This is a genomic window from Mycobacterium sp. FW102-FHT13B02 (assembly GCF_058790275.1).
This window is the reverse complement of the sequence record NZ_JBYTCM010000004.1, coordinates 39,339-64,884: the sequence shown is the minus strand read 5'-3', so window position 1 is coordinate 64,884 and position 25,546 is coordinate 39,339. Positions and strand designations below refer to the sequence as shown.

General features: G+C 66.2%; 25 protein-coding genes and 3 tRNA genes. 17 read left to right on the top strand and 11 right to left on the bottom strand.

Translation table 11 applies throughout. The features are described from left to right. The first annotated feature begins 149 nt into the window (after positions 1–149). The 7 genes from AC3WTE_RS08405 (at position 150) to AC3WTE_RS08375 (ending at position 6,951) form a co-directional block, all read left to right on the top strand. Entirely contained in the window at positions 150–833 is a 684-nt protein-coding gene (locus tag AC3WTE_RS08405) for a GAP family protein (protein WP_492436903.1), read from the top strand. A gap of 98 nt (positions 834–931) precedes the next feature. Further along, a complete protein-coding gene (locus tag AC3WTE_RS08400) occupies positions 932–1,399 on the top strand; it encodes a hypothetical protein (protein WP_492436902.1) in 468 nt (155 codons plus the stop codon). 667 nt (positions 1,400–2,066) lie between these two features. Beyond that, positions 2,067–2,366: a type VII secretion target gene (locus tag AC3WTE_RS08395; RefSeq protein WP_492436901.1), complete on the top strand. Its 300-nt coding sequence runs from the start codon at positions 2,067–2,069 to the stop codon at positions 2,364–2,366. 49 nt (positions 2,367–2,415) lie between these two features. Further along, on the top strand, positions 2,416–4,221 hold the full coding sequence (locus AC3WTE_RS08390) for an alpha/beta hydrolase (RefSeq protein WP_492436900.1): 1,806 nt from the start codon (positions 2,416–2,418) through the stop codon (positions 4,219–4,221). A gap of 114 nt (positions 4,222–4,335) precedes the next feature. Then, positions 4,336–4,791, top strand: coding sequence for a lipoprotein LppJ family protein (locus AC3WTE_RS08385; protein ID WP_492436899.1), 456 nt, complete (start codon positions 4,336–4,338; stop codon positions 4,789–4,791). 545 nt (positions 4,792–5,336) lie between these two features. After that, positions 5,337–6,416, top strand: a complete 1,080-nt coding sequence (locus tag AC3WTE_RS08380) for a matrixin family metalloprotease (protein ID WP_492436898.1) — start codon at positions 5,337–5,339, stop codon at positions 6,414–6,416. Positions 6,417–6,537: 121 nt separating this feature from the next. Next, entirely contained in the window at positions 6,538–6,951 is a 414-nt protein-coding gene (locus tag AC3WTE_RS08375) for a hypothetical protein (protein ID WP_492436897.1), read from the top strand. Here AC3WTE_RS08375 and AC3WTE_RS08370 read toward each other — a convergent pair. Continuing rightward, on the bottom strand, positions 6,936–7,115 hold the full coding sequence (locus tag AC3WTE_RS08370) for a hypothetical protein (RefSeq protein WP_492436896.1): 180 nt from the start codon (positions 7,113–7,115) through the stop codon (positions 6,936–6,938). The genes AC3WTE_RS08375 and AC3WTE_RS08370 overlap by 16 nt on opposite strands. A 177-nt stretch (positions 7,116–7,292) precedes the next feature. Further along, positions 7,293–7,375 (bottom strand) — tRNA-Leu (locus AC3WTE_RS08365). A gap of 276 nt (positions 7,376–7,651) precedes the next feature. Here AC3WTE_RS08365 and AC3WTE_RS08360 point away from each other — a divergent pair. The 7 genes from AC3WTE_RS08360 (at position 7,652) to pknB (ending at position 17,441) form a co-directional block, all read left to right on the top strand. Beyond that, complete coding sequence (locus tag AC3WTE_RS08360) at positions 7,652–9,169, top strand: FHA domain-containing protein (protein ID WP_492436895.1); 1,518 nt, start codon at positions 7,652–7,654, stop codon at positions 9,167–9,169. Between the two features lie 124 nt (positions 9,170–9,293). Next, entirely contained in the window at positions 9,294–9,761 is a 468-nt protein-coding gene (locus AC3WTE_RS08355; protein ID WP_138232339.1) for an FHA domain-containing protein FhaB/FipA, read from the top strand. Further along, on the top strand, positions 9,758–11,320 hold the full coding sequence (locus tag AC3WTE_RS08350; protein WP_492436894.1) for a PP2C family protein-serine/threonine phosphatase: 1,563 nt from the start codon (positions 9,758–9,760) through the stop codon (positions 11,318–11,320). The genes AC3WTE_RS08355 and AC3WTE_RS08350 overlap by 4 nt, the downstream gene beginning before the upstream one ends. 34 nt (positions 11,321–11,354) lie before the next feature. Next, entirely contained in the window at positions 11,355–12,860 is a 1,506-nt protein-coding gene (locus AC3WTE_RS08345) for an FtsW/RodA/SpoVE family cell cycle protein (protein WP_492436893.1), read from the top strand. Continuing rightward, positions 12,857–14,335, top strand: a complete 1,479-nt coding sequence (gene pbpA, locus AC3WTE_RS08340) for a D,D-transpeptidase PbpA (protein ID WP_492436892.1) — start codon at positions 12,857–12,859, stop codon at positions 14,333–14,335. The genes AC3WTE_RS08345 and pbpA overlap by 4 nt, the downstream gene beginning before the upstream one ends. Then, on the top strand, positions 14,332–15,561 hold the full coding sequence (locus tag AC3WTE_RS08335; protein WP_492436891.1) for a protein kinase domain-containing protein: 1,230 nt from the start codon (positions 14,332–14,334) through the stop codon (positions 15,559–15,561). The genes pbpA and AC3WTE_RS08335 overlap by 4 nt, the downstream gene beginning before the upstream one ends. Continuing rightward, complete coding sequence (gene pknB, locus AC3WTE_RS08330) at positions 15,558–17,441, top strand: Stk1 family PASTA domain-containing Ser/Thr kinase (protein WP_492436890.1); 1,884 nt, start codon at positions 15,558–15,560, stop codon at positions 17,439–17,441. The genes AC3WTE_RS08335 and pknB overlap by 4 nt, the downstream gene beginning before the upstream one ends. Positions 17,442–17,461: 20 nt before the next feature. On the opposite strand, the gene AC3WTE_RS08325 is transcribed toward pknB, so the two are convergent. Continuing rightward, positions 17,462–18,130, bottom strand: a complete 669-nt coding sequence (locus tag AC3WTE_RS08325; protein WP_492436889.1) for an aminodeoxychorismate/anthranilate synthase component II — start codon at positions 18,128–18,130, stop codon at positions 17,462–17,464. Between the two features lie 33 nt (positions 18,131–18,163). Beyond that, complete coding sequence (locus AC3WTE_RS08320; protein ID WP_492436888.1) at positions 18,164–18,985, bottom strand: DUF881 domain-containing protein; 822 nt, start codon at positions 18,983–18,985, stop codon at positions 18,164–18,166. Positions 18,986–19,065: 80 nt separating this feature from the next. Here AC3WTE_RS08320 and crgA point away from each other — a divergent pair, with 80 nt between their 5' ends. Beyond that, positions 19,066–19,350, top strand: a complete 285-nt coding sequence (gene crgA / locus AC3WTE_RS08315; RefSeq protein ID WP_155900292.1) for a cell division protein CrgA — start codon at positions 19,066–19,068, stop codon at positions 19,348–19,350. Between the two features lie 148 nt (positions 19,351–19,498). After that, positions 19,499–19,912 carry a PH domain-containing protein gene (locus AC3WTE_RS08310; RefSeq protein ID WP_492436887.1) on the top strand — a complete coding sequence of 138 codons (414 nt, stop codon included), beginning with the start codon at positions 19,499–19,501 and terminating at the stop codon, positions 19,910–19,912. Positions 19,913–20,033: 121 nt separating this feature from the next. On the opposite strand, the gene AC3WTE_RS08305 is transcribed toward AC3WTE_RS08310, so the two are convergent. Then, positions 20,034–20,561 (bottom strand): peptidylprolyl isomerase, encoded by a 528-nt coding sequence (locus tag AC3WTE_RS08305; RefSeq protein ID WP_492436886.1) that lies wholly within the window; start codon positions 20,559–20,561, stop codon positions 20,034–20,036. A gap of 133 nt (positions 20,562–20,694) precedes the next feature. On the opposite strand from AC3WTE_RS08305, the gene cwsA reads away from it, so the two are divergent. After that, positions 20,695–21,063: a cell wall synthesis protein CwsA gene (gene cwsA, locus AC3WTE_RS08300; protein WP_492436885.1), complete on the top strand. Its 369-nt coding sequence runs from the start codon at positions 20,695–20,697 to the stop codon at positions 21,061–21,063. A gap of 68 nt (positions 21,064–21,131) precedes the next feature. Here cwsA and AC3WTE_RS08295 read toward each other — a convergent pair whose 3' ends face one another. The 6 genes from AC3WTE_RS08295 to gyrA all read right to left on the bottom strand — a co-directional run bounded on the left by AC3WTE_RS08295 (position 21,132) and on the right by gyrA (position 25,488). Next, positions 21,132–21,497: a hypothetical protein gene (locus AC3WTE_RS08295; protein ID WP_492436884.1), complete on the bottom strand. Its 366-nt coding sequence runs from the start codon at positions 21,495–21,497 to the stop codon at positions 21,132–21,134. A 118-nt stretch (positions 21,498–21,615) separates the two neighbouring features. Next, positions 21,616–21,688: transfer RNA gene (locus AC3WTE_RS08290), tRNA-Ala, on the bottom strand. Further along, positions 21,679–21,801, bottom strand: coding sequence for a hypothetical protein (locus AC3WTE_RS08285; protein WP_492436882.1), 123 nt, complete (start codon positions 21,799–21,801; stop codon positions 21,679–21,681). Before AC3WTE_RS08285 ends, AC3WTE_RS08290 begins: the two co-directional genes overlap by 10 nt. Positions 21,802–21,843: 42 nt before the next feature. Continuing rightward, positions 21,844–21,917: transfer RNA gene (locus AC3WTE_RS08280), tRNA-Ile, on the bottom strand. A 91-nt stretch (positions 21,918–22,008) separates the two neighbouring features. Beyond that, positions 22,009–22,926 carry a DUF3566 domain-containing protein gene (locus tag AC3WTE_RS08275; protein WP_492436881.1) on the bottom strand — a complete coding sequence of 306 codons (918 nt, stop codon included), beginning with the start codon at positions 22,924–22,926 and terminating at the stop codon, positions 22,009–22,011. A 42-nt stretch (positions 22,927–22,968) separates the two neighbouring features. Next, positions 22,969–25,488 carry a DNA gyrase subunit A gene (gene gyrA, locus AC3WTE_RS08270; RefSeq protein ID WP_492436879.1) on the bottom strand — a complete coding sequence of 840 codons (2,520 nt, stop codon included), beginning with the start codon at positions 25,486–25,488 and terminating at the stop codon, positions 22,969–22,971. Positions 25,489–25,546: the final 58 nt, after the last annotated feature.

Genomic DNA, 25,546 nt, shown 5'->3' with positions numbered 1-25,546 from the left:
GTAATTGCGACCGGATAATCCACCGTCATCGACACGTTCTTATCGTTTGCTTACTTTTCGGTCGGGCGCCGTATGGTGAATGGGACGTTCATTACGAGCGTTTCGGTGCACCCTTGCCGATGCTCCAAGGGTGTCGGGGGAACGCGACGATGACGGCACTGTTGCTGACATTGGCGGGTTTGGCGTTCCTCGACTCCCTGAATGTCCTGAACATCGGCGTCGTCTCGGCGGTGATCTATGGCAGCCGATTGAATCGCCAGTCTGCGCTACCGGGTGGCGTGAGCTTCATCTCCGGAGTCCTCGCGGTAACGACCACTTTCGGCGTGTGCGCCGTGCTCGGCTTGGGATTGCTCACCGACCTGACCAACTTCGATCTGACGCCGTCGGTGAGGTACTGGGGCGAGATCGTGCTGGGACTGGTGCTGATCGTGCTGGCATTCTTCCCACTGGTCGCCCAAACCACCGCGCCAGGCTGGGCCCTGGCTGCGATGCGCCAGCGACCGTGGCTGCTCGGATTCCTCGGCGCCGCAATCGGTCTCGGCCAGGCTCCGACTGCTGTTCCCTACTTGGCTGGCCTGGCGATGATCGCTGCGCTGCATCCCCGGCCGCCCACCTGGCCAGTGATCGTAATCGTGTACTCGGTCCTGACCATGTTGCCGTGCATGGTGCTCCTCGGCCTGTCTACCAGCCGAAGTAAACGGGCCGATCAGGCGCAGCGCTGGCTGATACGAAGTCTCACTCGATATGGTCCGATCGGGGTGCGCCTCTTATTTCTGGTCGCTGGAGTGGCGTTGTTCGCTGATGCCGTGGTTCACCGCCATCGATGGTGGTGACGCCAAACTCAGATGCACGGTCCGCGGCATCCGGCCCCCGCACCGGACACCTTGCAGGCCGTCTACCCGAGCTCTAATGAGGATCAGGAGGGCCGCAGATGGCCGAGAACAAGGCGATCGTTTCCGATACCTCTATCGATGTCGGCTGGCCGGTAGTTCTTGGCGTGGTCGTTGTCTTCGTCGGCGCGCTGGTTGCGGTGAACTCGTTCTGGCCTGACTACTTCTCCGTTGCGGCCTGGGTGGCCGTCGTCGCGTTGATCGTCCTTATCGCATTCCCTCTTGTCCGCCTCGCCCGGCTGCAGAACCGGGTCATGACTTCAGGGCACTTAGCCGTTGGTGTTGTCGAAAAGGCGGCAGAGTGGCGAACGCACCACGACGAGGGCGCCGGCTACACCGTCGGGACCGTGGTCACCGTCCGTTTCACCGACCAGGACGGCCAGACGCGCCGGACCACGCAGTCCGTCGAAGGCGTCCTCGAGGTCGGGCAGCGGGTCAACTTGAAATACCTCCCGGACCGAGTCGGCAAGCGGGGCGGGGCGGTTGTGCTCTCCAGGCTTGTGTCCTGAGACTGGGTGTTGTTTCGACAAAAACCAACGCCATATCGAGGGCGCACAAAGATCTATTCGCTTAATGAGACGGCCGAGCGGTTTTGTGGGTGGCGTCTCTTAGCAGCTCAGTGGCGTTTCGTGCGATGTCCGGAAGATTTGCCCGAAATGTCCACCGCTTTTCCCCTGCCCACAGACGCTCGAGTTGGTTAGCTTCTGGGTGGAGTTCGCGCCGGCTCGTACCCGAGGTCCCCGGCAAGCCGGCGCATCTTGATGTCGATGGATTCGGCACGGACTTTGGCTGGGTCGTGTGACCGCCGGGTCACGAGGTTGGCTGTCACTTCCGCCATCGCGAGAATCAACTTGATCATCGATTCCCTACGCGTTGCGCAGCATCACAGGTGAGTTCGAGGTCATCGCCGCCCCTCTGTCCTGCTACTCGACAAATGTGGCGGAGCCCCGCCGCTTGAGCGCGCCAGCGAGCACCAATTGCCAAGTATGACAACCGATTTCCCGTTTCCCGGGACTGGATTGACCTCAGCGCCCACTTGTCGGGCCGGCGGATTGGTGGGCAGGTCGTGCTGTGCGCGCAGGCGATACGCGAACGACCTCGCTCGGCCACGCGCAACCCGAGGAAGACCCAAATAGGTGCATTGATGGGGACGCGGGTGGACTTACGATTGGGTGTATGGCGGGGGTGTTACGGGTGGATCCGAAGGCACTGCGTGACGCTGCCCAGGCGCAGACAGAGGTAGCGACGTTCATATCGACGATGGCGGTACATGAGTCGATGAGCAGCGCTGGGCAGGGAGTCTCTGGGCTCCATAGTGAGTCCGGGTGCCGACTAGTCGGCGAGTTGTTCAATGCCGCGGCTACGGCGGCGCACGAGGAGTTGGCGTCACATGCCGGCAAGTTGTCGACGGCCGCTGACAAGTATCAGCGAGCCGATAAGGAAATTGGTGAGCGCTTGGACCGGCTTATCCGATGATCGTCTGTGCCCGTGTTCACTCGGCTGCTGCTGAGGCCCGGGGGCGCTGATGACGGTGACGGTGCCGCAGGTGGAGGCGTCGCGGCCGGAGTCGTTGACTGAGTCGGCAGCTGAACTGGGTGGCAAGGCGTCGCGGCTGGCCGGCCAGATCGATGCGCAGCGCGCCACGATCGATGGGCTGCGGGGGAGCTGGCAGGGCACCGCTTCTGATGCCGCGGTCGCCAAGGTGCAACCGACTATGGCACGGATGCAACAGATCCACGATGCCCTCGGCCGTGCGCAGGTGGTGCTGCAGGCTGGCGGCACACAACTGGCAGCGGACCGGGTCAGCGTGGTCAATACGGTCAGCCAGCTCACTGGTCAGGGCTGGCAAGTCTCCCCTGACGGCACGGTCGGGGTGCGTCCGGGCGGCCCACTGGACCAATACGCCAAGGCCAGCACCGTCAATGAGATGAAAGTGGTTCAACTCGCGGCGACCAACTCCGTCACGGTCAAGACGCTGTTGGCCCGCTTCGACACCACCGATCGGCAGCTGAGCCAGAATCTGCGCACCGCGGTTGGCGGCCTGGACGGCTCGCCGGCCAAGCTCGGCTTCGGCGACCTACCGCAGGACACGCCGCCTTACGACGACGGCTCGCAAATTCCGACCGACAAGAGCCCCGAGGACGTCAAGAAGTGGTGGGATTCGCTGCCGCCGGACAAGCAGGCCGAACTGCGGGATAAGTGGCCCGAGAAGTTGGGCAATCTCAATGGCATTCCGATCGTGGACCGGAACAAGGCCAACCGGAAGGTCTGGGAGCGCGACCTCCATCTGCCTGACACGATCGCGGAATCCCGCGGCGTGACCAGGGACGAGGTTCTCGCGCACCCTGAGCTCTACGGGCTGACCGGCCCCACCATGGACCGCTACAAAAATGCCTGCAAAATCCAAGACGCGTTCAACAAGGACGCTGGCGCGAAGGACGCCCACGGCAAGACGCCCGAGGCCTTCCTGGTGAAGTACGACCCCGAAGCGTTCGGCGGCAAGGGTTCGGCCGCGATCGCGCTCGGTAACCCCGATGCCGCCAAGAACACCACGGTGATGGTGTCTGGCTTCACCACCTCCGTGGCAGGCGGCACGATGGCAGACGGCACCGCCGTCAGTGTGTTCAACGAAGCGAGCAAGGCGGACCCGAATAGCTCGACGGCGGTATTGCAGTGGATGGGGTATGACGCTCCAGGCCTGGACCTCAAGGGCATAGGGGTAGCCGAGCCGTTCATGGCCCGTGACGGTGCACAGATCCTTGCTCGGGACGTCAATGCGCTGGGGGTCACGCACGTGGGCGAGCACTCACACACCACGGTGATCGGCCATTCGTATGGGTCGACGACGGTGGCGGACGCGGCGGCCGGGTACGGCATGCGCGCAGATGACGTCGTCCTGGTCGGCTGCCCAGGAACGGATCTCGCGAAGTCGGCAGCCGATTTCCATCTGCCGCCCGGTGGCCACCTGTATGTGGGGGCGGCCTCGTCGGATCCCGTCACGAATTTCGGGCGGGAACATATCAACGTGCCCGGCGTCGGGTTAGGGGCCGACCCAGCCATGGACGGGTACGGCTCCACCCGATTCCACGCAGAGGTACCGGGCGTGAGTATCAATCCGGTCCATGACCACAGCGAGTACTTCACGCCTGGTTCGGAGTCGTTGTTCAGCGTCGCCGACATTGTCTCCGGGCACGGTGACGCGCTCGAGCATGACGGTATGACAGCTGGGCACCGCCACAAGACGTACGCCCCGCCGATTCCAGGGCTGCCCATCCCACCGGTGGTCGATCCGGAGCTGATACACGTTCCCCACAACGACCATCGCCATTAGGAGAAAGATGGCTAGCGATGATTCCAAACCGACAGGGAGAAACGGCGATTGACACGCGTACGAGTTGCCGCGGCGCTACTGACGCTGCTGCCTATGACTGGGTGCTCTGATCTCGTGGCCAATCCCATTTCGCCACAAGAAGCGCGCCGCCAGGTCATTGACGTCTCCCGCCAGGTGGTCACCGATCTGGATGCCGAGGTGGCCAACGCGACGTTCATTTACGATTCCTGCAACGACTACGGCAAATCACCATTCCGCGGTCACGTCAGTATGGGGTTGTGGATGCCCGGGGCTGACCGGTCCCGTGAAGTGACGTCCGAATCAGTCCTAAGTCGATTGCGCGAACGTGGCTGGCGCACGGACCCTGATTTCCATTCGCACGCCGCCACATTCAAGCGCGATGGCGTCGATGTGCAGGTATGGGTCATACCGCCACCGCTGCCCAATGACCCACCGGTTGCGCACGTGACCGTCGATGTTCTTGGCGAGTGCCGCGACAATTTCGACCACCGAAGCGACGGGACTGCCACAAAGTCGACCGATGTCAAGGGAGAGCTCACGTCCGGATAGCCTGCGCTCGGCTGTCGGGTAGTGCTGGCGCAACCCTCACTTTGGATTTCGCCGCACAGGGTATCGGCAACGACAGCCAGGTCACCGCCAAGCGCTCGAATAACGGTGGAGCCGCCACGCCTTGTGAGACGCGCGAGCCGGAAGACTCGGTTCTGTCACCGGCGTCTGATGCAGGCGCCAGTGACAGAACCGCCGCCGTCACCGAGTGGCAGTCCGGAATGCGTCGACGAGTTCGGTGAGCAGATCGTCCGATATCGGTCCCGAAAGTCATCATGGAAAGGGCGGCGGTGTTTTGCTGATTGCGATAGGCGATGCGACTGTCGGTCAACGGTGTGCCCGGTATCGGCGCGTTAGCCCGATGGGCGCGCCCACTGGGGTTTGGTCGGCGGTTCGCTAACCCGACACGCCTGGTAGGGATTGACATGTCGGTCAGCTATGTCCAGGATGAGCGCCTGGCCGTGCATGGGGGTGCGCAAGGGCCCAATCTCGGGGGATGAGACAACGTGATGAGACGTGCGCGGTTGCCGCGACGGTTGCGGCGGCCTATGACCGTGGTTGCCGTGATGTCGGTGCTGGTAGCCGGCGTTGTGGTGATCAACCGCGACAACACCGCGGGCACAGGTTTTTCGGCGCTGCCCGGGGCCACGGGGCAGCCGGCACCGACCGGCCCTACCGGTGGTGGCTCCGGTGGAGGTCTGGGCGGGCCACCGTTTCCGCTTCAGCCGCCGGACATGCCCAGCGGCCCACCGAACGGGTACAACGGCGGCGGATATCCGGCCCCTGACCAGGGCAATGGCATCTCCATCTATAATTCCGACGCCCCGCAAAGCCCGGGTGGTCGGGGCGGCTACCAGCAGGCCCCCAGCTACCCACAGCAGCAGTTGCAGCCCGCCAACGGGGTTCAGCCTCCGGACTACGACGCTCCGCTGCAAACCCCGCAGCCGCAAACTGTTCCGCAGCGTCCTGCGCAGAACCGGCCGAACGATCAACAGCCGCAGCAGGACTCGCAACAGCGGTCGGATGTTCACCACGAAGGCGACAACGACAACAGCGACAAGTGCCCCGGCAATGTTGCCCCGCTGTACGCAAACGACAACGTAAGCGAAACCGAGACTAAGCCGATGACGGTCAAAGACCCCAGCCCGTTCATCGTGGGCCCAGGACAGGTCAACAATCAGTTCGGCCAGAAGGAGCTCACGTTTCAGATCGCCCCCGGAACACCCGATACTTTCGCGAAGGCGTTCCGCGAAGCAGCCAAACGGTGGAATGGCGCGCAGCACAAGATCGACGTCCATGAGGTCGGCCCAACAGCGTGGTACGACTTCGTCGGGCCGAGTCTGACGTTCAACGTCCTTGATTCAGCCCCGCCGCAGCTGGGGAATGGAAGTACATCCCCCGCCCAACAAGCAGGAAACACGATTACCGCGTGGTCACACGGCTTCACGAACCTCGACACCGCTGGTGGTGTAGAGCAATTGATCGGCGTGATGGGCCATGAGATCGGACATGCGCTCGGCCTGGACCATTCCTGCAAAGGCGCGATCATGTACTACCAGATGGGCATATGGATGGCGACCTCACCAACCCCACTTGACATCGCAATCCTGAACTCGATCACCCGATAGAATTGACGTAACCATGCGGACACTAAAGCTGGCATCCTTTGCCGTTGCCGCGCTGCTGGCCGTGGCATCCTGCTCTCGTACCCCGCCGCCGGCACCCACGGCGACGTGCCCGGCGAGCAGCATGAAATTGCCGCTGCGAGCCGTCGTTGGCTCCGGAACCGACGTGTTTGTCGCCAAGATAACTGCCAACGGGCCGGTCGAGGAGGGCGTTACGGGTCCAATCCAGACCTATCAAGCGGACGCATCAGCGCCGCTGATGGGGTCGGCAAACGGACCCGTGCGGATCGGCGTTGGCAGTGTGCTCATCAACGGTAAGCCCTGCCGTGACGGAATTCCGCTGCCCGAAGTCGGCAAGTCTTACCTGATTGCGGCGAACTACAACAAGGCCAGCCAAATATTCGTTGCAGGCGTCTTCGAGGGATCCACGACCGAGCTCACCGACACCGACATCGCCAAGATCGGCACCCCCGACGAACCTATGTTGATCAAGGACATGCGCGAAGCGGTCAAAGCGCCGATCTATCCAACGATCTGACGGCGAGCAACAGACTCCGCCAGCTCCTTTGCTTGTCCGAGGATCAACGATCGATCACGGTGCTCAGTCGCCGAGGCCTTCAATCGATCGCGATGCGCGGTGATCGCCTCCCAAGCCTGCGCATCAATCCCGACGGGCTGCGTCAGTTCGAAATCATCAGCCATCGAAGGAGCATCGCACGAAAAACAGGAGTCCCGCTGTCACGCACACGGGAGTTAGCGACTGAAGTCCCGACACCGTCGAAACGGCAACGCAATATGAACAGTCCACCAAACACAAAGGTCACGAACCCTTTTGGGTTCGTGACCTTATGCGCATCAGTTCGTAGAACTGCTGTTGAGTGGGCGAAGGGGGACTTGAACCCCCACGTCCCGAAGGACACTGGCACCTGAAGCCAGCGCGTCTGCCATTCCGCCACTCGCCCCAAACAACTGGGAGAGAGTATCACCACCCCTACCCCCGCCTCCAAATCCGCTGCTGACCACCGGCTTCTGCACAATTCGCCTCGCGGAAACCGGAAAATCGCGCGAACGGCTGGTCCGCGTGCCGGCCCGCCACCTCCTGACCTGCACCTTTGGAATTCTCACGATTCTGTTGGTCACGTATTGCAAGGTCAGGCCGATACCATGCGTAACAGTGATGTCCGCATTTATTGCTCACATCACATCTGGACCACCGAGACGAAGCGAGGCAGGGGTACATGGGTCTGGTCGACCGGATCGAGCGCAAGCTCGAGACCACGGTCGGAGACGCTTTTGCCCGCGTCTTCGGGGGGTCGATCGCGCCCCCGGAAGTCGAGGCCGCATTACAGCGGGAAGCAGAATCCGGTGCCCACGATGTCGGTGGCGGCCGTATTTTGGCACCGAACCAATACGTCATTACGCTCAGTAACACCGATTTCGAGAAGGTGAACGCCGATCCTGACCTCACACCCAGTGCTTTTGCCAAACACCTCGAGGGATTCGTCCATGAGCGGGGATGGCAAACGTATGGTGAGGTGGTCGTCAGGTTTGAGCCGTCACCTGGCCTTCATACCGGCCAATTCCGCGCCCACGGCGTGGTCAACCCCGACTCAACCGCCGGGCCACCGCGGCCGGCACCCAGCGACCGCGTGCACACCGCAGAACCAGGAGTACCAACGATGACTGACAACCCGACCCACCGCCCCGGCCAGGGACAGGGCCAGCCAGGCGACGAGTACGACTACGGACGGCAGCCCGACGAGCAGCGCGGTCAGCAGTACCCGCAGGACCCGAACCAGGGCTACGGCCAGCCCCCGCAGGGTTACGGACAGCAGGGCGGCTACGGACAGGGTGGCCCCGGCTACGGCGGACAGCCGGGCGGATACGGGCAGCAGGGTGACCAGGCCGGTTACGGCGCGGGACCCTCCGGCTACGGCCAGGGCGGCTTCGGCGGCCCCCAAGGTGGTCCTCCCGGACCGCCGCCCGTCGGCCCGCAGGGTGGCTACGGCCAGCCCGAGCAGGGTTACGGCCAGCCCAACTACGGCCAGCAGCCCGACCAGGGTTACGGCGGCCAGCACGGCGGCTACGGACAGCCCCCGCAGGGTGGCTACGGCCAGCCCGAGCAGGGTTATGGCCAGCAGGGCGGTTACGGACAGCCCCCGCAGGGTGGCTATGGACAGCCCGACCAGGGCTACGGTCAACCGACTGGCCAGCCCCAGCAGAATTACGGTCAGCCGAGCTACGGCCAGCCTTCGGGCCAGGGCGGCTACGGCGAGCAGAACTACGGACAGCCGCAGCAGGGCTACGGCCAACCCCCGGTGGATCAGGGCTACGGCCAGGCCCCTGCGGACCAGGGTTATGCCCCGGCCCCGGCCGGCTACGGCGACCAGGGCTACGGCGCCGGCGCCGGCTATGCCGAGCCCGACTACGGACAGCCGGGCGGCTACGGCGGTGGCTACGGTGCCGCCGGCGCGAACATCACCCTGCAGCTGGATGACGGCAGTGGCCGCACCTACCAGCTGCGCGAAGGCGCGAACGTCATCGGCCGCGGCCAGGATGCCCAGTTCCGTCTGCCCGACACCGGCGTCTCGCGTCGTCACCTCGAGATCCGCTGGGACGGGCACACCGCACTGCTGTCGGATCTGAACTCGACCAACGGCACCACCGTCAACAACGCCCCGGTTCAGGAGTGGCAGCTGGCCGACGGCGACGTCATCCGGGTGGGTCACTCCGAGATCGTGGTCCGCGTTCACTGAGCCCGGTTTCCCTCACCGGCCGGATGATGTGCACACCGGCCGGTGATCGCCAAAGTATCGTGACGATGCCGACGGCTACCGGGCACCGGGCCCAGCCTCGACGCGGCAACGGAGAGGACGTCGGATGCAGGGGTTAGTTCTGCAGCTGACGCGTGTCGGTTTCCTGCTGTTGCTCTGGCTTTTCATCTGGTCGGTCCTGCGCGTGCTGCGCACCGACATCTACGCACCCACCGGAGCCGTCATGGTGCGACGCGGCCTGGCGATCCGGGGCACTTTGCTGCCCAATCGGGACCGCCGCCGGTACGCACGCCAGTTGGTGGTGACCGAAGGCGCCCTCGCCGGTACCCGGATCACCCTGACCAGCCAGCCCGTCCTGATCGGCCGGGCCGACGACTCCACCCTGGTGCTCACCGACGACTACGCCTCGACACGGCACGCCCGGCTGTCGCCCAGAGGCTCCGAGTGGTACGTCGAAGACCTAGGATCGACCAACGGTACATACCTGGACAGGGCGAAAGTGACGACGGCGGTAAGGGTTCCAATGGGAACGCCGGTTCGAATCGGCAAGACGGTAATTGAGCTGCGCCCGTGACACTCGTACTCCGATATGCCGCGCGCAGTGACCGCGGCCTGGTCCGCGCCAACAACGAGGACTCCGTCTACGCCGGGGCCCGCCTGCTGGCCTTGGCCGACGGCATGGGTGGCCACGCCGCGGGCGAGGTCGCCTCGCAGCTGGTCATCGCGGCATTGGCGCACCTGGACGACGACGAACCCGGCGGCGACCTGCTGGCCAAGCTCAATGACGCGGTCCACGACGGCAACACCGCCATCGCCGCGCACGTCGAGGCCGATCCCGAACTCGAGGGCATGGGCACGACCCTGAGTGCCATCCTGTTCGCGGGTACACGGCTGGGCATGGTGCACATCGGCGACTCCCGCGGCTACCTCATGCGCGACGGCGAGCTGACACAGATCACCAAGGACGACACCTTCGTCCAGACCCTGGTCGACGACGGCCGCATCACTGCCGAAGAGGCCCACAGCCACCCGCAGCGCTCACTGATCATGAAGGCGCTGACCGGCCACGAGGTCGAGCCGACGCTGACCATGCGCGAAGTCCGCGCCGGCGACCGCTACCTGCTGTGCTCGGACGGGTTGTCCGACCCGGTCAGCCACGAAACCATCCAGGCCGCCATGCAGATCCCGGATGTCGTCGACTGTGCCGACCGGCTCATCGAGCTGGCACTGCGCGGCGGCGGCCCGGACAACGTCACCGTTGTCGTGGCCGACGTCGTCGACTACGAATACGGCCAGACCGCACCTATCCTGGCGGGCGCGGTGTCCGGTCAGGACGACGACACCCTGCCGCCCAACACCGCGGCCGGACGCGCCTCCGCCTTCAACCCGAAGCGCGCGGCAGCGGCGGCGAAAAAGCCGGTGGCACAACCTGATCCACCGCAGCGCAAGCGCCACACCCGACGTAACCTGATCATCGGCGCCATCCTGCTGATCCTGCTGCTCGTCAGCGGACTGGCCATCGGGCGCTACCTGATCCGCAGCAACTATTACGTGTCCGGCTACAACGGCTCGGTCTACATCATGCGCGGGATACCGGGCTCCCTGCTCGGCCTCCCGCTGCAAGAGCCGTACTTGCTGGCCTGCCTGGACACCCACTCCGAGATGACGATCATCGGCGTCGACGACACCCATCCCGGCTGCCAGCCCATGAAGGTCGCCGACCTGCGCGAGTCGGGCCGGGCCCAGGTCACCGCCGGCCTGCCCACCGGCACGGTCGACGACGCGATCCGTCAGCTCAAGGAACTCAGTCGCAGCTCGCTGCTGCCGCTGTGTGCGCCGCCCGTCGTCGCCCCGCCCGCCCCGGCGCCCGCTCCCGGCGCACCCGCGCCGTCGCTGTCTGTGGTGCCCCAGCCGCCGCGCGGTCCGGCCCCCGGACCTGAGGCCCCGGCCTCCACGACGCCGGCCCCCACCACTGCGCCGACCGCGGCTCCCAGCCCGGCACCGGTCCCCAACCCGTCCAGCCCAGCGCCTGTCCCGGCCACCCCCTCCGTGCCCGCGGCTCCGTCCCCGACGGCCACGGCACTCCCTCCGCCACCTCAGGAGCCGGGCACAAACTGCCGGAACGCGTCATGACCGGAGGACGACCGGAGCGAGCGGGAGTCGACGCATGACCACGCCGGGGGGAGCGCAGCGACAGGAGGACACTCCGGGGGGAGCGAAGCGACGGGAAGACACCCCGGGGCGAGCGAAGCGACGGGAAGACACCCAGCCGCAGTCCCCGGTCGCGGTCGCTCCTCCACTGCCAAACCGGCGGAATTCCGAGTTGGTCCTGTTGGGATTCGCCGCCGTGATCACGACGGTGGCGCTGCTGATCGTCGAGGCCAATCAGGAGAGCGGCCTGCGGATGGACCTCATCCAGTTCATGGTCGGCTTCATCGTGCTGTTCGGCGGCGCTCACCTGGCCGTGCGCCGCTACGCGCCCTACGCCGACCCGCTGCTGTTGCCCGTGGTCGCGCTCCTGAACGGCCTGGGCCTGGTGATGATCTACCGGCTGGACCTGTCGGCGCACGCCCGGCCGGCGGGCATCGTGCCGGGCGGCAACGCCAACCAGCAGCTGCTGTGGACGCTGCTGAGCATCCTGGTGTTCACAGCGATGCTGATGGTCGTGCATGACCACCGGATGCTGGCCCGCTACGGCTACATCTGCGGCCTGGCCGGCCTGGTACTCCTCGCCATCCCCGCGGTGCTCCCCGATTCGGTGGCCGAGCAGTACGGCGCCAAAATCTGGATCCGGTTGCCGGGCTTCTCGATTCAGCCCGCGGAGTTCTCCAAGATCCTGCTGCTGATCTTCTTCGCCAGCGTGCTGGTCACCAAGCGCAGCCTGTTCACCAGCGCCGGCAAGCACATGTTCGGCATGGACCTGCCCCGGCCGCGCGACCTGGCGCCGCTCATGGTGGCCTGGGTCGGCTCCATCGGCGTCATGGTCTTCGAGAAGGACCTCGGGGCGTCCCTGCTGCTGTACGCGACGTTCCTGGTGCTGCTGTACGTGGCGACCGAGAAGCTCAGCTGGGTGGTCATCGGGCTGAGCTTGTTCTGCTTGGGAAGCTTTGTGGCATACCAACTTTTCGACCACGTGCGGGTGCGCGTGCAGAACTGGCTGGACCCGTTTGCCGATCCCGACGGCGCCGGTTATCAGATGGTGCAGTCCCTCTTCAGCTTCGCCACCGGCGGCATCTTCGGCACCGGCCTGGGGAACGGGCAGCCCGGCACCGTGCCCGACGCCTCCACCGACTTCATCATCTCCGCGGTGGGCGAGGAGCTCGGGCTCGTCGGGCTGGCCGCGGTGCTGATGCTCTACACCATCGTCATCATCCGGGGCCTGCGCACCGCCATCGCGGTGCGCGACAGCTTCGGCAAGCTGCTGGCCGCCGGCCTCGCCGCCGCGCTGGCACTGCAGCTGTTCATCGTCGTCGGCGGTGTCACGAAACTGATCCCGCAGACCGGCCTCACCACGCCATGGATGTCCTACGGCGGCTCGTCACTGTTGTCCAACTACGTGCTGCTGGCCCTGCTGCTGCGGGTCTCACACGTGGCCCGCCGGCCGCTGTCGACCCCGAGCCCCAACACCTCGTCGATCGCGTCGGCCAACACCGAGGTGATCGAGAAGCAATGAACACCTCGCTCCGTCGCGTCTCCGGACTGGTCATGGCACTGGTCGTGCTGCTGCTACTCAACGCCACCACCACCCAGGTGTTCGCGGCCGACAGCCTGCGCGCTGATCCGCGGAACCAGCGGGTGCTGCTCGACGAATACTCGCGCCAGCGCGGTCAGATCACGGCCAACGGCCAGCTGCTGGCGTACTCGATGCCGACCAACGGCCGGTTCCGGTACCTGCGCATCTACCCGAACCCGCTGGTCTACGCGCCCGTCACCGGCTTCTACTCCTTGCAGTACTCGAGCACCGGCCTCGAACGCGCCGAGGACAGCATCCTCAACGGCTCGGACGAGCGGCTGTTCGGCAACCGCATCGCGGACTTCTTCACGGGCCGTGACCCGCGCGGCGGCAACGTCGACACCACGATCGTGCCGCGAGTGCAGCAGGCCGCGTGGGACGCGATGCAGCAGGGCTGCGGCGGCAATCCGTGCAAGGGCTCGGTGGTCGCGCTGGATCCGTCCACCGGCAAGATTCTGGCCATGGTGTCGTCTCCGTCGTACGACCCCAACCTGCTCGCTTCGCACGAGGGCGACAAGCAGTCCGCCGCCTGGCAGGAGCTGCGCGACAACCCCGACTCACCACTGCAGAACCGGGCGATCTCCGAGACCTACCCACCCGGGTCGACGTTCAAGGTGCTGACCACCGCCGCAGCGCTGCAGGCCGGCGCCACCCCGGACACCCAGCTGACCTCGGCGGCACGAATCACGTTGCCGGACAGCACCGCAACGCTGGAGAACTACGGTGGCGCGACGTGCGGCGGCAGCCCGACGGTGTCGCTGCGCGAGGCATTCGCCAAGTCCTGCAACACCGCCTTCGTCGAACTGGGACTGCACAACGGCGCCGACGCGATGCGGACCATGGCCAAGCAGTTCGGCCTGGACACCCCCCCGCCGTCGATCCCGCTGCAGGTCGCGGAGTCGACCGTCGGCCCGATCTCCGACGCCCCGGCCCTGGGGATCTCCAGCATCGGCCAGAAGGATGTCGCCCTGACCCCGCTGCAGAACGCGATGATCGCCGCGACGGTCGCCAACGGCGGCGTCAGCATGGCCCCTTACCTGGTCGACGACCTGAAGGGACCCGACCTTTCCAACATCGCGGCCACCTCGCCCCATCAGCAGCGGCGGGCCATCTCATCCCAGGTCGCGGCTACACTTACGGATCTGATGGTCGGCGCCGAGCAGGTGACGCAGCAGAAGGGAGCCATAGCCGGCGTGCAGATCGCATCCAAGACGGGCACGGCCGAACACGGCACCGATCCACGTAACACCCCACCACATGCGTGGTACATCGCTTTTGCCCCGGCGAAATCCCCGAAGGTCGCAGTCGCCGTCCTCGTGGAGAATGGTGGAGACCGTTTGTCCGCAACCGGCGGTGCGCTGGCCGCACCCATCGGGCGGGCCACCATCGCCGCGGCGCTACGGGAGGGATCATGAGCGCGCGGGTCGGAGTCACACTTTCCGGCCGCTATCGACTTCAGCGACTCATCGCCACAGGTGGCATGGGTCAGGTCTGGGAAGGCGTCGACAGCAGGCTCGGCCGACAGGTCGCCATCAAGGTGTTGAAGGCCGAGTACTCCACCGACCCCGAGTTCGTCGAGCGGTTCCGCGCCGAAGCGCGCACGGTCGCCATGCTGAACCACCCCGGCATCGCCAGCGTCTACGACTACGGTGAGACCGAGCTCGACGATTCCGGCCGCACCGCCTACCTCGTCATGGAACTCGTCAACGGCGAGCCGTTGAACTCGGTGATCAAGCGCACCGGCCGGCTGTCACTGCGGCACTCGCTGGACATGCTGGAGCAGACGGGCCGGGCCCTGCAGGTCGCGCACAGCGCCGGCCTAGTGCACCGCGACGTCAAGCCCGGCAACATCATGATCACCCCGACCGGCCAGGTGAAGCTGACCGACTTCGGTATCGCCAAGGCCGTCGACGCGGCCCCCGTCACGCAGACCGGCATGGTGATGGGCACCGCCCAGTACATCGCTCCCGAGCAGGCCCTGGGCCACGACGCCACCGCCGCCAGCGACGTCTACTCGCTCGGTGTCGTCGGCTACGAGTCCGTGTCCGGCCGCCGGCCATTCACCGGCGACGGCGCCCTGACCGTCGCGATGAAGCACATCAAGGAAGCGCCGCCGCCATTGCCGGCCGACCTGCCCCCGAACGTCCGCGAGCTGATCGAGATCTCGCTCGCGAAGGACCCCGTCCACCGGTACCGCAGCGGTGGCCCGTTCGCCGACGCCGTCGCGGCGGTCCGCGCCGGACGCCGTCCCCCGCGGCCAAACCAGGCACCGACCATCGGACGGGCCGCCCCCGCGGCGATCCCGTCGAGCACCCAGGCCCGGGCAGCCGTAGAGCCCGCCCGTCCGGCTCCCGCGACGCCGCGGCCGCGGCCCGCAACCGGGAACCACCGCACGTCCCCGCCTGCTCGGCGGACGTTCTCGCCCGGTCAGCGCGCGCTGCTGTGGGCCGCGGGTGTGCTGGGTGCGCTGGCCATCGTCATCGCGATCCTGATCGTGCTGAACGCCCAGGACCGGCAGGACCACAAGAACCAGCAGCAGCCCACCGTCACCAACACCATCACCGAGACCACGAAGACGCCCGGCGCACCGGCGGGTCAGTCGGCTTCGCTCCCTGAGCTGTCAGGACCGGCCATCACATGACCACGCCCCAGCACCTCTCCGACCGCTACGAACTGGGGGACATCCTCGGTTTCGGTGGCATGTCAGAGGTCCATATCGCCCGCGACCTGCGGTTGCACCGCGACGTGGCGGTCAAGGTGCTGCGCGCCGACCTGGCTCGGGACCCCAGCTTCTACCTGCGGTTCCGCCGCGAAGCCCAGAACGCCGCGGCACTGAACCACCCGGCCATCGTCGCGGTCTACGACACCGGTGAGGCCGAGACGCCGAACGGACCGCTGCCGTACATCGTCATGGAATACGTCGACGGCGTGACGCTGCGCGACATCGTGCACACCGAGGGTCCGCTGCCGCAGCAGCGGGCCATCGAGATCATCGCCGACGCCTGTCAGGCCCTGAACTTCAGCCACCAGCACGGCATCGTGCACCGGGACATCAAACCGGCGAACATCATGATCAGCAAGTCCAACTCGGTCAAGGTCATGGACTTCGGCATCGCCCGTGCCATCGCCGACAGCAGCAACCGGATGACGCAGACCGCGGCGGTCATCGGCACCGCCCAGTACCTGTCGCCCGAGCAGGCCAGTGGGCAGAACGTCGACGCCCGCTCGGACGTCTACTCGCTGGGTTGCGTGCTCTACGAACTGATCACCGGTGAGCCACCCTTCGTCGGTGACTCCCCGGTCGCGGTGGCCTACCAGCACGTCCGTGAGGACCCGGTGCCGCCGTCGCAGCGGCACGCGGGCATCTCGCCGGAGTTGGACGCCGTCGTGCTCAAGGCCCTCGCGAAGAACCCGGACAACCGCTACCAGAGCGCCGCGGACATGCGGAACGACCTCATCCGCGTGCACGCCGGCGAGGCTCCCGATGCGCCCAAGGTGCTCACCGACGCCGAGCGCACCGCGATGATGGGCACCGGCGGGTTCGGTGGACCGCGGAGCATGATGCCGCAGCAGATCAGCGTCGATCCGCAGCCGTACCGGTCGACGGACCGGACCGCAACGCCCATCGGCCGCTGGCTCATCGCCGTGGCCATCCTGGCCGTGCTGACGGTCGTCGTGACCGTCGCGATCAACCTGATCAACGGCAGGCCGCACGACCAGCAGATTCCGGATGTCCGCGGGCTGGCTCAGGCCGACGCCGTCGCCAACCTGCAGAACCGCGGCTTCAAGACCCGCACGCAGCAGCGGCCCGACTCCACGGTGGCGCCCGACCACGTGATCGGCACCGAGCCGTCGGCCAACACGTCGGTCGCCGCCGGTGACGAGATCACCATCAACATCTCGACCGGTCCGGAACAACGCGAGGTGCCGGACGTCTCGAAGCTCTCGCCCGCGGACGCGATGGCCAAGCTGCAGTCCGCTGGTTTCCGGAACATCCAGCAGACGGTCTCGCAGTCGCTGCCGGAACAGAAGGACCGGGTCATCGCGACCAACCCGCCGGCGCATCAGACGTCGGCGATCACCAACGTGATCACCATCATCGTCGGCTCCGGGCCGGGCCTGGTGCCGATTCCGGATGTCAACGGGCAGACCGTGGACGTCGCGACGAAGAACCTCAACACCGTCGGCTTCCTGACCATCCTGACGGCCCCGACCGACAGCCCGAAGCCGGCCGGCGAGATCATCGGCACCGACCCGCCCGCGGGCGCCCCGACCGCCAAGGACGCGCCGATCACCCTGAAGGTGTCTCAGGGCAACCAGTTCGTCATGCCGAACCTGTCGGGCCAGTTCTGGACCGACGCCGAGCCGAACCTGCGGGCCCTGGGCTGGACCGGCGTGCTGATCAAGGGTGCCGACGTGCAGAACAGTGGCCAGCGCAGCAATTCGGTGGTGAGCCAGATGCCGGCGGCCGGCAGCGGCGTCAACTTCAACGCCTCGATCACGCTGAGCTTCGCCTCGTAAGCGAGGCTCAGCGAGTTCGATCAGGCGGTGCGGGTTGCGGCCGAGACCGCGTCGGCGACTTCCTGCTCGAGGCGACTGACCAGCCCCTCGTCGAGAGCCTGACCGCAGAACGCGAGCCAGTTGGCCAGCATCCGGTGGCCGCCCTGGGTGAGGATGCTCTCCGGGTGGAACTGCACGCCGTGGATCGGCAGCTCGCGGTGCCGGACCGCCATGATCACGCCGCTGTCGGTCTGCCCGATGGCCTCGAGCTCATCAGGCAGTGTCTCCGGCAGGATGGTCAGCGAGTGGTAGCGCGTCGCCGTGAACGGGTCCGGAAGTCCTTGCAGCACACCACTGTTCGCGTGGTGGACCAGACTGGTCTTGCCGTGCAGCAGTTCCGGCGCGCGATCCACCGTGCCACCGAAAGCCACCCCGATGGCCTGGTGTCCGAGACACACCCCGAGTAGGGGAGTGCGCGTCTCGGCGCAGGCGCGGACCAGGGGAATGGAGGCGCCCGCGCGTTCGGGAGTGCCGGGGCCGGGGCTCACCAAGATCCCGTCGAACTCCGCGGCCACGGCGGCGACGCCTTCCGGGGTGGAGACGCGCTCGTCGTCGCTACGCCAGACCTGCGCGTGCACCCCGAGCTGGCCCAGGTACTGGACCAGGTTGAACACGAAGCTGTCGTAGTTGTCGAGGACGAGAACCTGCATGTCGTCAGGCTACTGGGTCACCCGCCGACCCGATCAATACGTAACCGGTCCGGCCGGTTGGGCGTACTTGAGTTTCACCGGCATCCGGTGGCCGACGACGTCCACCGACGCCCGCGGCTCCTCGGTGTAGCCGAGCCCGAACCGCACCACGTACTGCTTGTACAGCGTCACCAGCGGCGCGGCGGCGAGCGCGGCGCGCATGCCGTCGACGTTGCCGATGACGGTGATGACGTACGGCGGGCTGTACGTACGGCCGTTGAGCAGCAGGGTGTTGCCGACGCAGCGCGGGGCAGAAGTGGCCAGGATCCGCTGGTCCTGCATCTGAACGGCCTCGGCACCACCCAGCCACAGCGCGTTGAGCACCGCCTGGACGTCCTGCTGGTGCACCACCAGATCGTCGGGCGTGGCGTCGCGGGGGTATTGACCCTGCGCGTTGCGCTGCGCGTCGTTGAGGGTGATCACCAGGCCCGGGCCACGCATGGGATCGAGACCCAGTTCGAGCCCGAGTTCGTTGGCCCGGCTGGTGATGGCACCGAGCGCGGCATCGGCGCCGGGCGTACCGCCGTGATGGTTGTCGAGCTGATGCTGCAGGCTGTCGCGTTCGGCGGTCCGGGCAGCTACCGTGCGCTGGGCTTCCTTGACCATGTCGACGAGGCGGGGCGCATCGCTGCGCCGGATCTCGCTGCCCCCGGACACGCTGTGGGTGGTCGCGAGCAGAAGGCCCGCGAGCACACAGACCACCGGCACGCCGAAACGCCAGGCGGAGTGCCGCGACGGCTGGGCAGGTTCCGTGGTCCCAGCTGTCCGCCAGGGGCTGCGAGGCGACACGTCTTCTGCGTTAGGCTCTGAGTGCATACCGCTCCATCGTCGCACCGAATTGCCGGTTTTGCTCTACCGGCGCGGGAGTGCGGCACCGACTGTCCGCGAAGGTACCAATGCCCAAGTCCAAGGTTCGCAAGAAGAACGACTTCACCATCAACCCGGTGAGTCGGACGCCGGTGAAGGTCAAGGCCGGACCGTCGAGCGTGTGGTTCGTGGTGTTCTTCTGCTCGCTCATGCTGATCGGGCTGATCTGGCTGGCGGTGTTTCAGCTCGCCGCGCTCAACCCGGCCGGTACTCCCCACCTGCTGAAGTGGATGGCCGACCTCGCCCAGTGGAACTACGCGATTGCCTTCGCGTTCATGATCACCGGCCTGCTGCTGACCATGCGGTGGCGCTGACCTGGGTTTTCAGCCCCGGATCGTGACAACCGGGTCTCGCTGCGTAACCCAATCGGCAACCTCAAGGCCACACAATCACATCGATGTGATTCATCCCCATTGGGGATAGTGCCTGTGGATAACTTGCCCCCGAGGGTGTGGATATCTCATGGAACAAACTCAATGGAGCCCGCCGACGGCCGGCATCGCGGCCTGCGGAGCGGGCGGTCTCGTCCTCGCCGCGGTCGCCCTGACGTCGGTCACTGACCTGCCGGGACGCTTTCTCGGCGGCATCGCCGCCATCGGTCTGCTGGTCTTCGCGATCATGTCCTGGCGCGCCCGCCCGAAGCTGGCGATCACGCCGGCGGGGTTGGTGGTGCGCGGGTGGTTCAGCACGCAGACTTATACACAGGCCGACCTCAAGAGTGTGCGCATCACCGAGTTCCGGCGGCTCACCCGCAAGGTCCGGCTGCTCGAGCTCGACACCGTCGACGACCGACTGCTGGTCTTCACCCGCTGGGACGTCGGCACCGACCCCATCAACGTCCTGGACGCTCTCACCGAGGCCGGTCTCATTCCGTAATTTCGTTGATCCTGTACCGGTGGCGCAGAAGTACGAGTAGCCCAGACCCCCACTACAGGCTCAACGCAAACGGCGCGACAGCCCCGGTGGGGGACTGCCGCGCCGCGCGTCAGGCTGAGAACTAGGAAACGGTGACCGAGTCGACGACGACCGGCTCCGTCGGGCGGTCGCCGCGGTCGACGGCGGTGGAGGCGATGGCGTCCACAACCTTCTGCGACTCCGGGTCGACGACCTCACCGAAGATGGTGTGGCGACGGTTCAGGTGCGGGGTCGGGCCGACGGTGATGAAGAACTGCGAACCGTTGGTGCCCGGGCCGGCGTTGGCCATGGCAAGCAGGTACGGCTTGTCGAACTGCAGCTCCGGGTGGAACTCGTCGGCGAACTGGTAGCCCGGGCCGCCGCGACCGGTACCGGTCGGGTCGCCGCCCTGGATCATGAAACCGTCGATGACACGGTGGAAGATGACGCCGTCGTAGAACGGGCCGGAGGTGCCGCCAGAGGCGTTCTCGGTGGAGTAATCCTTGGTGCCCTGAGCCAGTCCAACAAAGTTGGCGACGGTCTTGGGCGCGTGGTTACCGAACAAAGCAATCTTGATGTCGCCGCGGTTGGTGTGCAGCGTCGCGGTCGCAGTCTGAATGGGGCTCGTCACGGAAAGTCAGTCTGCCACTCACATTTAAGACCCCGAAGTCGCCCCCCACCGAATAACGTGGAGGGCCGAGCGAAGAACCGAGCCCCTGCTTCGGTCGCTCCATATAAATCGTGTCCGCCAGAGAGGTTGGTTGATGAGCACTGTCACCGAGAATGTCCCCGAGGTCAGCCGCCCCAGCTCCGGTGCCCGCCTGGGTCGTGGGCTGAAGTACTCCATCGTCGGGCCGCTGCTGATCCTGCGCGGCGTGCTCGGGCTCGGCGTCGGATCCACCGTGGGTACCGCGCGTTGGGTAGGTCGGCGGTGCCACCGCAGCGAGGACGCCGCGGGTGATCTGGCCGTGGTGGTGCAGTCGGGCAGCAAGCGTCGGCGCCCGCTGTTGATCGCGGGCGCGACGGTCGCGGTCCTGGCCCTCGGCGGCATCACGTTCTCGATCGTCCGGCGCTCGATGCAGCCCGAGCCCTCGCCGCTGCCCCCGAGCGTGGATGTGACGCCGCAGCCCTAGCCTTTCGCATCGAGACTGAGCTTGTGTTGCCAGATCCAGGCCGGATTTGGCACACAAGCTCACGTTCGTCACCGTGCGCAGGCTGCGATGAGGGCATCCGGGTCGGTCACGCTGACCCCGAGTTCGCGCAGGGTTACCGGCACACCGCAGACGTTGGCCTTGACGGGCGGCTCGATGGTCAGCGCCACGACGCCGTCTGACGAGCCGTTAATCAGCCAGCGTCCGCGCCAGCCATGCACACCCCACGACGTAATACGGCCTTGCCAGCGGGAGGCGTCCTTGATGGAAGCCAACGGAATCTCGGCGGAGAAGCCCCAACCCATCGACACGTGCAGCGCGCCGTCGCGCACGTCGACCTCGCTGTGTTTCGGTCCGAGGCCGAACGGCACCGACAGCGGCAACATCCACTTTGCGTAGCTGATCTCTGTCGTCATGACGGCCAGGGTAGGACGGCGAGGTTGGAGCCGCTTTGGAATGCCGACCGACGCCGAACGAAAAAGCGGCCCCGACAACTGCTCTCGGAACCGCTTGGCGATCTGCTGTGGATTTTTGTGGAGCCTAGGAGATTCGAACTCCTGACATCTGCCTTGCAAAGGCAGCGCTCTACCAACTGAGCTAAGGCCCCTCGATGGTGTCCGGTTGAACGGAGTGCCAGACCTCTGCGCCATGCCTGGTGCGCCACACGAAGCCGGCGGCGACTGCGACCATGGCACCGAGCACCAGCAGAACCAATCTCACGGTGCACCCTTCCGGTGGGGGAGTCGGTGATACCGACTTCCGTGGGCCTAGGAGGACTCGAACCTCCGACCTCTTCGTTATCAGCGAAGCGCTCTAACCGCCTGAGCTATAGGCCCGAAAGTGGCCTTGCGGCCGAGCGATGAGATTACCGTATGGGTACCTCTGCGCCCAAAACGCGACGTCAGTCGCGCCCGCAGGCCTTGCCGACTAGTCGCGATCGGCGAGCGTCACCTCAACGCCGCCGACCAGATCGGTCGTCAGGTTGTAGACGAACGCCGCCACGGTGGCCATCGCCGTCAAGAGCACGATGTTGACCAACCCGATGAGGGTCGCGCCGCCGAAAATCGTACTGGCAGAAACCAATTCACCGCCGCTGCCGCCACTGCTGGTGAGCAGATCACCGACGTTGCTGTTGAGCTTGCTCCACACACCCATGCCACCGAGGACGAGGTACAGGAACGCGACGGCGATCATCCAGACGAAGAACAGCGCCACCGACAGCACCAGCGAGACTTTCAACACGCTCCACGGATCGACGCGGCGCACCTGCATGCTGGCCCGCACCGGGCCCTCCTGCCGGGCACCCGCGCGGGACCGCGGCGCCGCCGAACGCGGCGAGGCCTGGGAGACGGTGGCGACGGTGCTGCGGGGCTCCCGCGGCTCGCCCGCCCGGCGCTGCGGCTGACGGGACAGGTCCGGGATCTCGCTCGCGTACGCGGCGTCGGGACGCGTTTCCGTCCGGACCGTTTCGGTCGTCCGCACGGGCTTCGGCGGCACGTTGCCCGTCGGGGTCACAGCCGGTACCGGGGGAACAGCCGGCGCCGGGGGCGGGGTGTCCGGAGTGATGGCCGGCGTGATGGTCGTCTCCGCCTCCGAAGCCGAACCGCCGGGCGCCCCACTACCGCTGACGAACCGGTTCAGCCTGTCGTCGAGGCTCTGGCCGCCAGCCGCGGGTCCGTCCGCCGGTGCCCCCGTGCGGGCTCGCTGCCAGGGCGGTGCCTCACCGCTCTGGTCGGCCGCATGGGCGCCGCCACCCGATCCGGTGGCCGGCCCGGCCGCAGACGAATTGCTGCTCGCGGGTCCGTCACCGGCGCGGGTGTATCCCGGCTCGTTCGGGGAACTCACCTGGCGGCTCCTTCAATCGGTGCGGCTGGGGCAGCCGCAGCACTACGTTTCGTCGGTCTCGGTTTCGGGCGCGGTTTCGATCTCGGTGTCAGCGTCGTCGCCCTCGGCCTCTTCGGCGTTGCGCGCGACGGCAATCAGTGTGTCGCCCTCACCCAGGTTCATCAACCGCACACCCTTGGTTTGCCGCCCGGCCTTGCGCACCTGACGTGCCGCGGTCCGGATGACACCACCGCCGGAGGTGATGGCGTACAACTCGGTGTCGTCATCGACGATCAACGCACCGACCAGACTGCCACGCTTCGGGTCGTACTGGATCGTGAGGATGCCCTTGCCGCCGCGGCCCTGCGCCGTGTACTCATCGATGGCCGTCCGCTTGGCGTAACCACCGGCCGTCGCGACCAACAGGTAGGTGTCCGGAATCACGACGTTGAGCGACAGCAACCGGTCGTCCTCGTTGAATCGCATGCCCTGCACACCGGAGGTGGCACGACCCATGGGCCGCAGTGCCTCGTCGGTCGCCGAGAACCGGATGGACTGGCCGTTGGCCGACACCAGCAGCAGGTCCTCTTCGGCCGAGCACAGCACCGCACCGACCAGTTCGTCACCGTCGCGCAGGTTGATCGCGACGATGCCGCCGGAGCGGTTCGAGTCGAAGTCGGCCAACTTCGACTTCTTCACCAGTCCGTTGCGGGTGGCGAGCACCAGGTAGGGCGCGTCCTCGTAGCTCTTGATCTGGATGACCTGAGCGATGCGCTCCTCCGGCTGGAAGGCCAGTAGGTTCGCCACGTGCTGACCGCGCGCGGTCCGCGAGGCCTCCGGCAGGTCGTACGCCTTCGCCCGGTACACCCGACCCTGCGTGGTGAAGAACAGGATCCAGTCGTGCGTGGAGCACACGAAGAAGTGGTTGACGATGTCGTCCTGCTTCAGCCCGGCACCCTGCACGCCCTTACCGCCGCGCTTCTGGCTGCGGTACAGGTCGGTCTTGGTGCGCTTGGCGTAGCCGGTCTCGGTGATGGTGACGACGACGTCCTCACGCTGGATGAGGTCCTCGTCGGTGACGTCGCCGTCGGCCGCGATGATCCGGGTGCGACGGTCGTCGCCGTACTTGTCGGCGAGCTCCTTGAGCTCGTCGTGGACGATCGCGCGCTGCCGCTCGGGCTTGGCCAGGATGTCCTCGAGGTCGGCGATCTCGGCTTCGATCTTGGCCAGATCGTCGACGATGCGCTGCCGTTCCAGGGCGGCCAGGCGACGCAGCTGCATGTCGAGGATGGCCTGGGCCTGGATCTCATCGACCTCGAGGAGCTCCATCAAGCCGGTCCGGGCGGCGTCGGCGTTGGCCGACGCGCGGATCAGGGCGATGACTTCATCAAGGGCGTCGAGGGCTTTCACCAAGCCGCGCAAGATGTGGGCGCGCTCGTTGGCCTTGCGCAACCGGTACCGGGTGCGCCGGTTGATCACGTCGAGCTGGTGGGCGACGTAGTACCGGATCATCTGGTCCAAGCGCAGGGTGCGCGGCACGCCGTCGACGATCGACAGCATGTTGGCGCCGAAGCTCGTCTGCAGCTGGGTGTGCTTGTAGAGGTTGTTCAGCACCACCTTGGCGACGGCGTCGCGCTTGAGGTCGATGACGATGCGTAGACCCACACGGTCACTGGACTGGTCCTCGATGTTCGAGATGCCGGCGATCCGGCCGTCGCGCACCTGCTCGGCGATCGAGGTGATGAAGTTGTCGTGGTTGACCTGGTAGGGCAGCTCGGTGATGACGAGCGAGGTGCGGCCCTTGGCGTCTTCCTCGATCTCGACGACGCCGCGCATCCGGACCGAGCCGCGGCCGGTGCGGTAGGTGTCGGAGATGCCCTGCGTCCCGACGATCAGGCCGTGCGTGGGGAAGTCCGGGCCCTTGACCCGCTCCATCACCGCTTCGAGGGTGGTCTCCTCGTCGGCTTCGTGGTTCTCCAGGCACCAGTACACGGCCTCGGCGAGTTCGCGGAGGTTGTGCGGCGGGATGTTGGTGGCCATACCGACGGCGATACCGCCGGAGCCGTTGGCCAGCAGGTTCGGGAACCGGCTGGGCAGGACGGTCGGCTCTTGCACGCGACCGTCGTAGTTGGGGATGAAATCGACTGTCTCCTCGTCGATTTCACGCAGCATCTCCATGGCCAGCGGGGTGAGTCGGGCCTCGGTGTAACGCATGGCGGCCGCGGGGTCGTTACCCGGCGAGCCGAAGTTCCCCTGACCGTCGACCAGCGGGTAGCGCAGCGACCACGGCTGGGCCATGCGGACCAAGGTGTCGTAGATCGACGAGTCACCGTGCGGGTGATAGTTACCCATGGTCTCGGCGACCGAGCGCGCAGACTTGGCGTGCGAACGATCCGGCCGGAAGCCCGAGTCGTACATGGCGTAGAGCACGCGGCGGTGCACCGGCTTGAGGCCGTCACGGACCTCGGGGAGGGCGCGGCCCACGATGACGCTCATGGCGTAATCGATGTAGCTGCGCTGCATCTCCTGCTGGATGTCGACCGGTTCGATCCGATCGCCTTCGGGAGGCAGGGTGTCGGTCATCGAATTCCTTCTGCGGATTGTTTCACGTTAAACATTGATTTTTCGTGGTCGCGTCGGC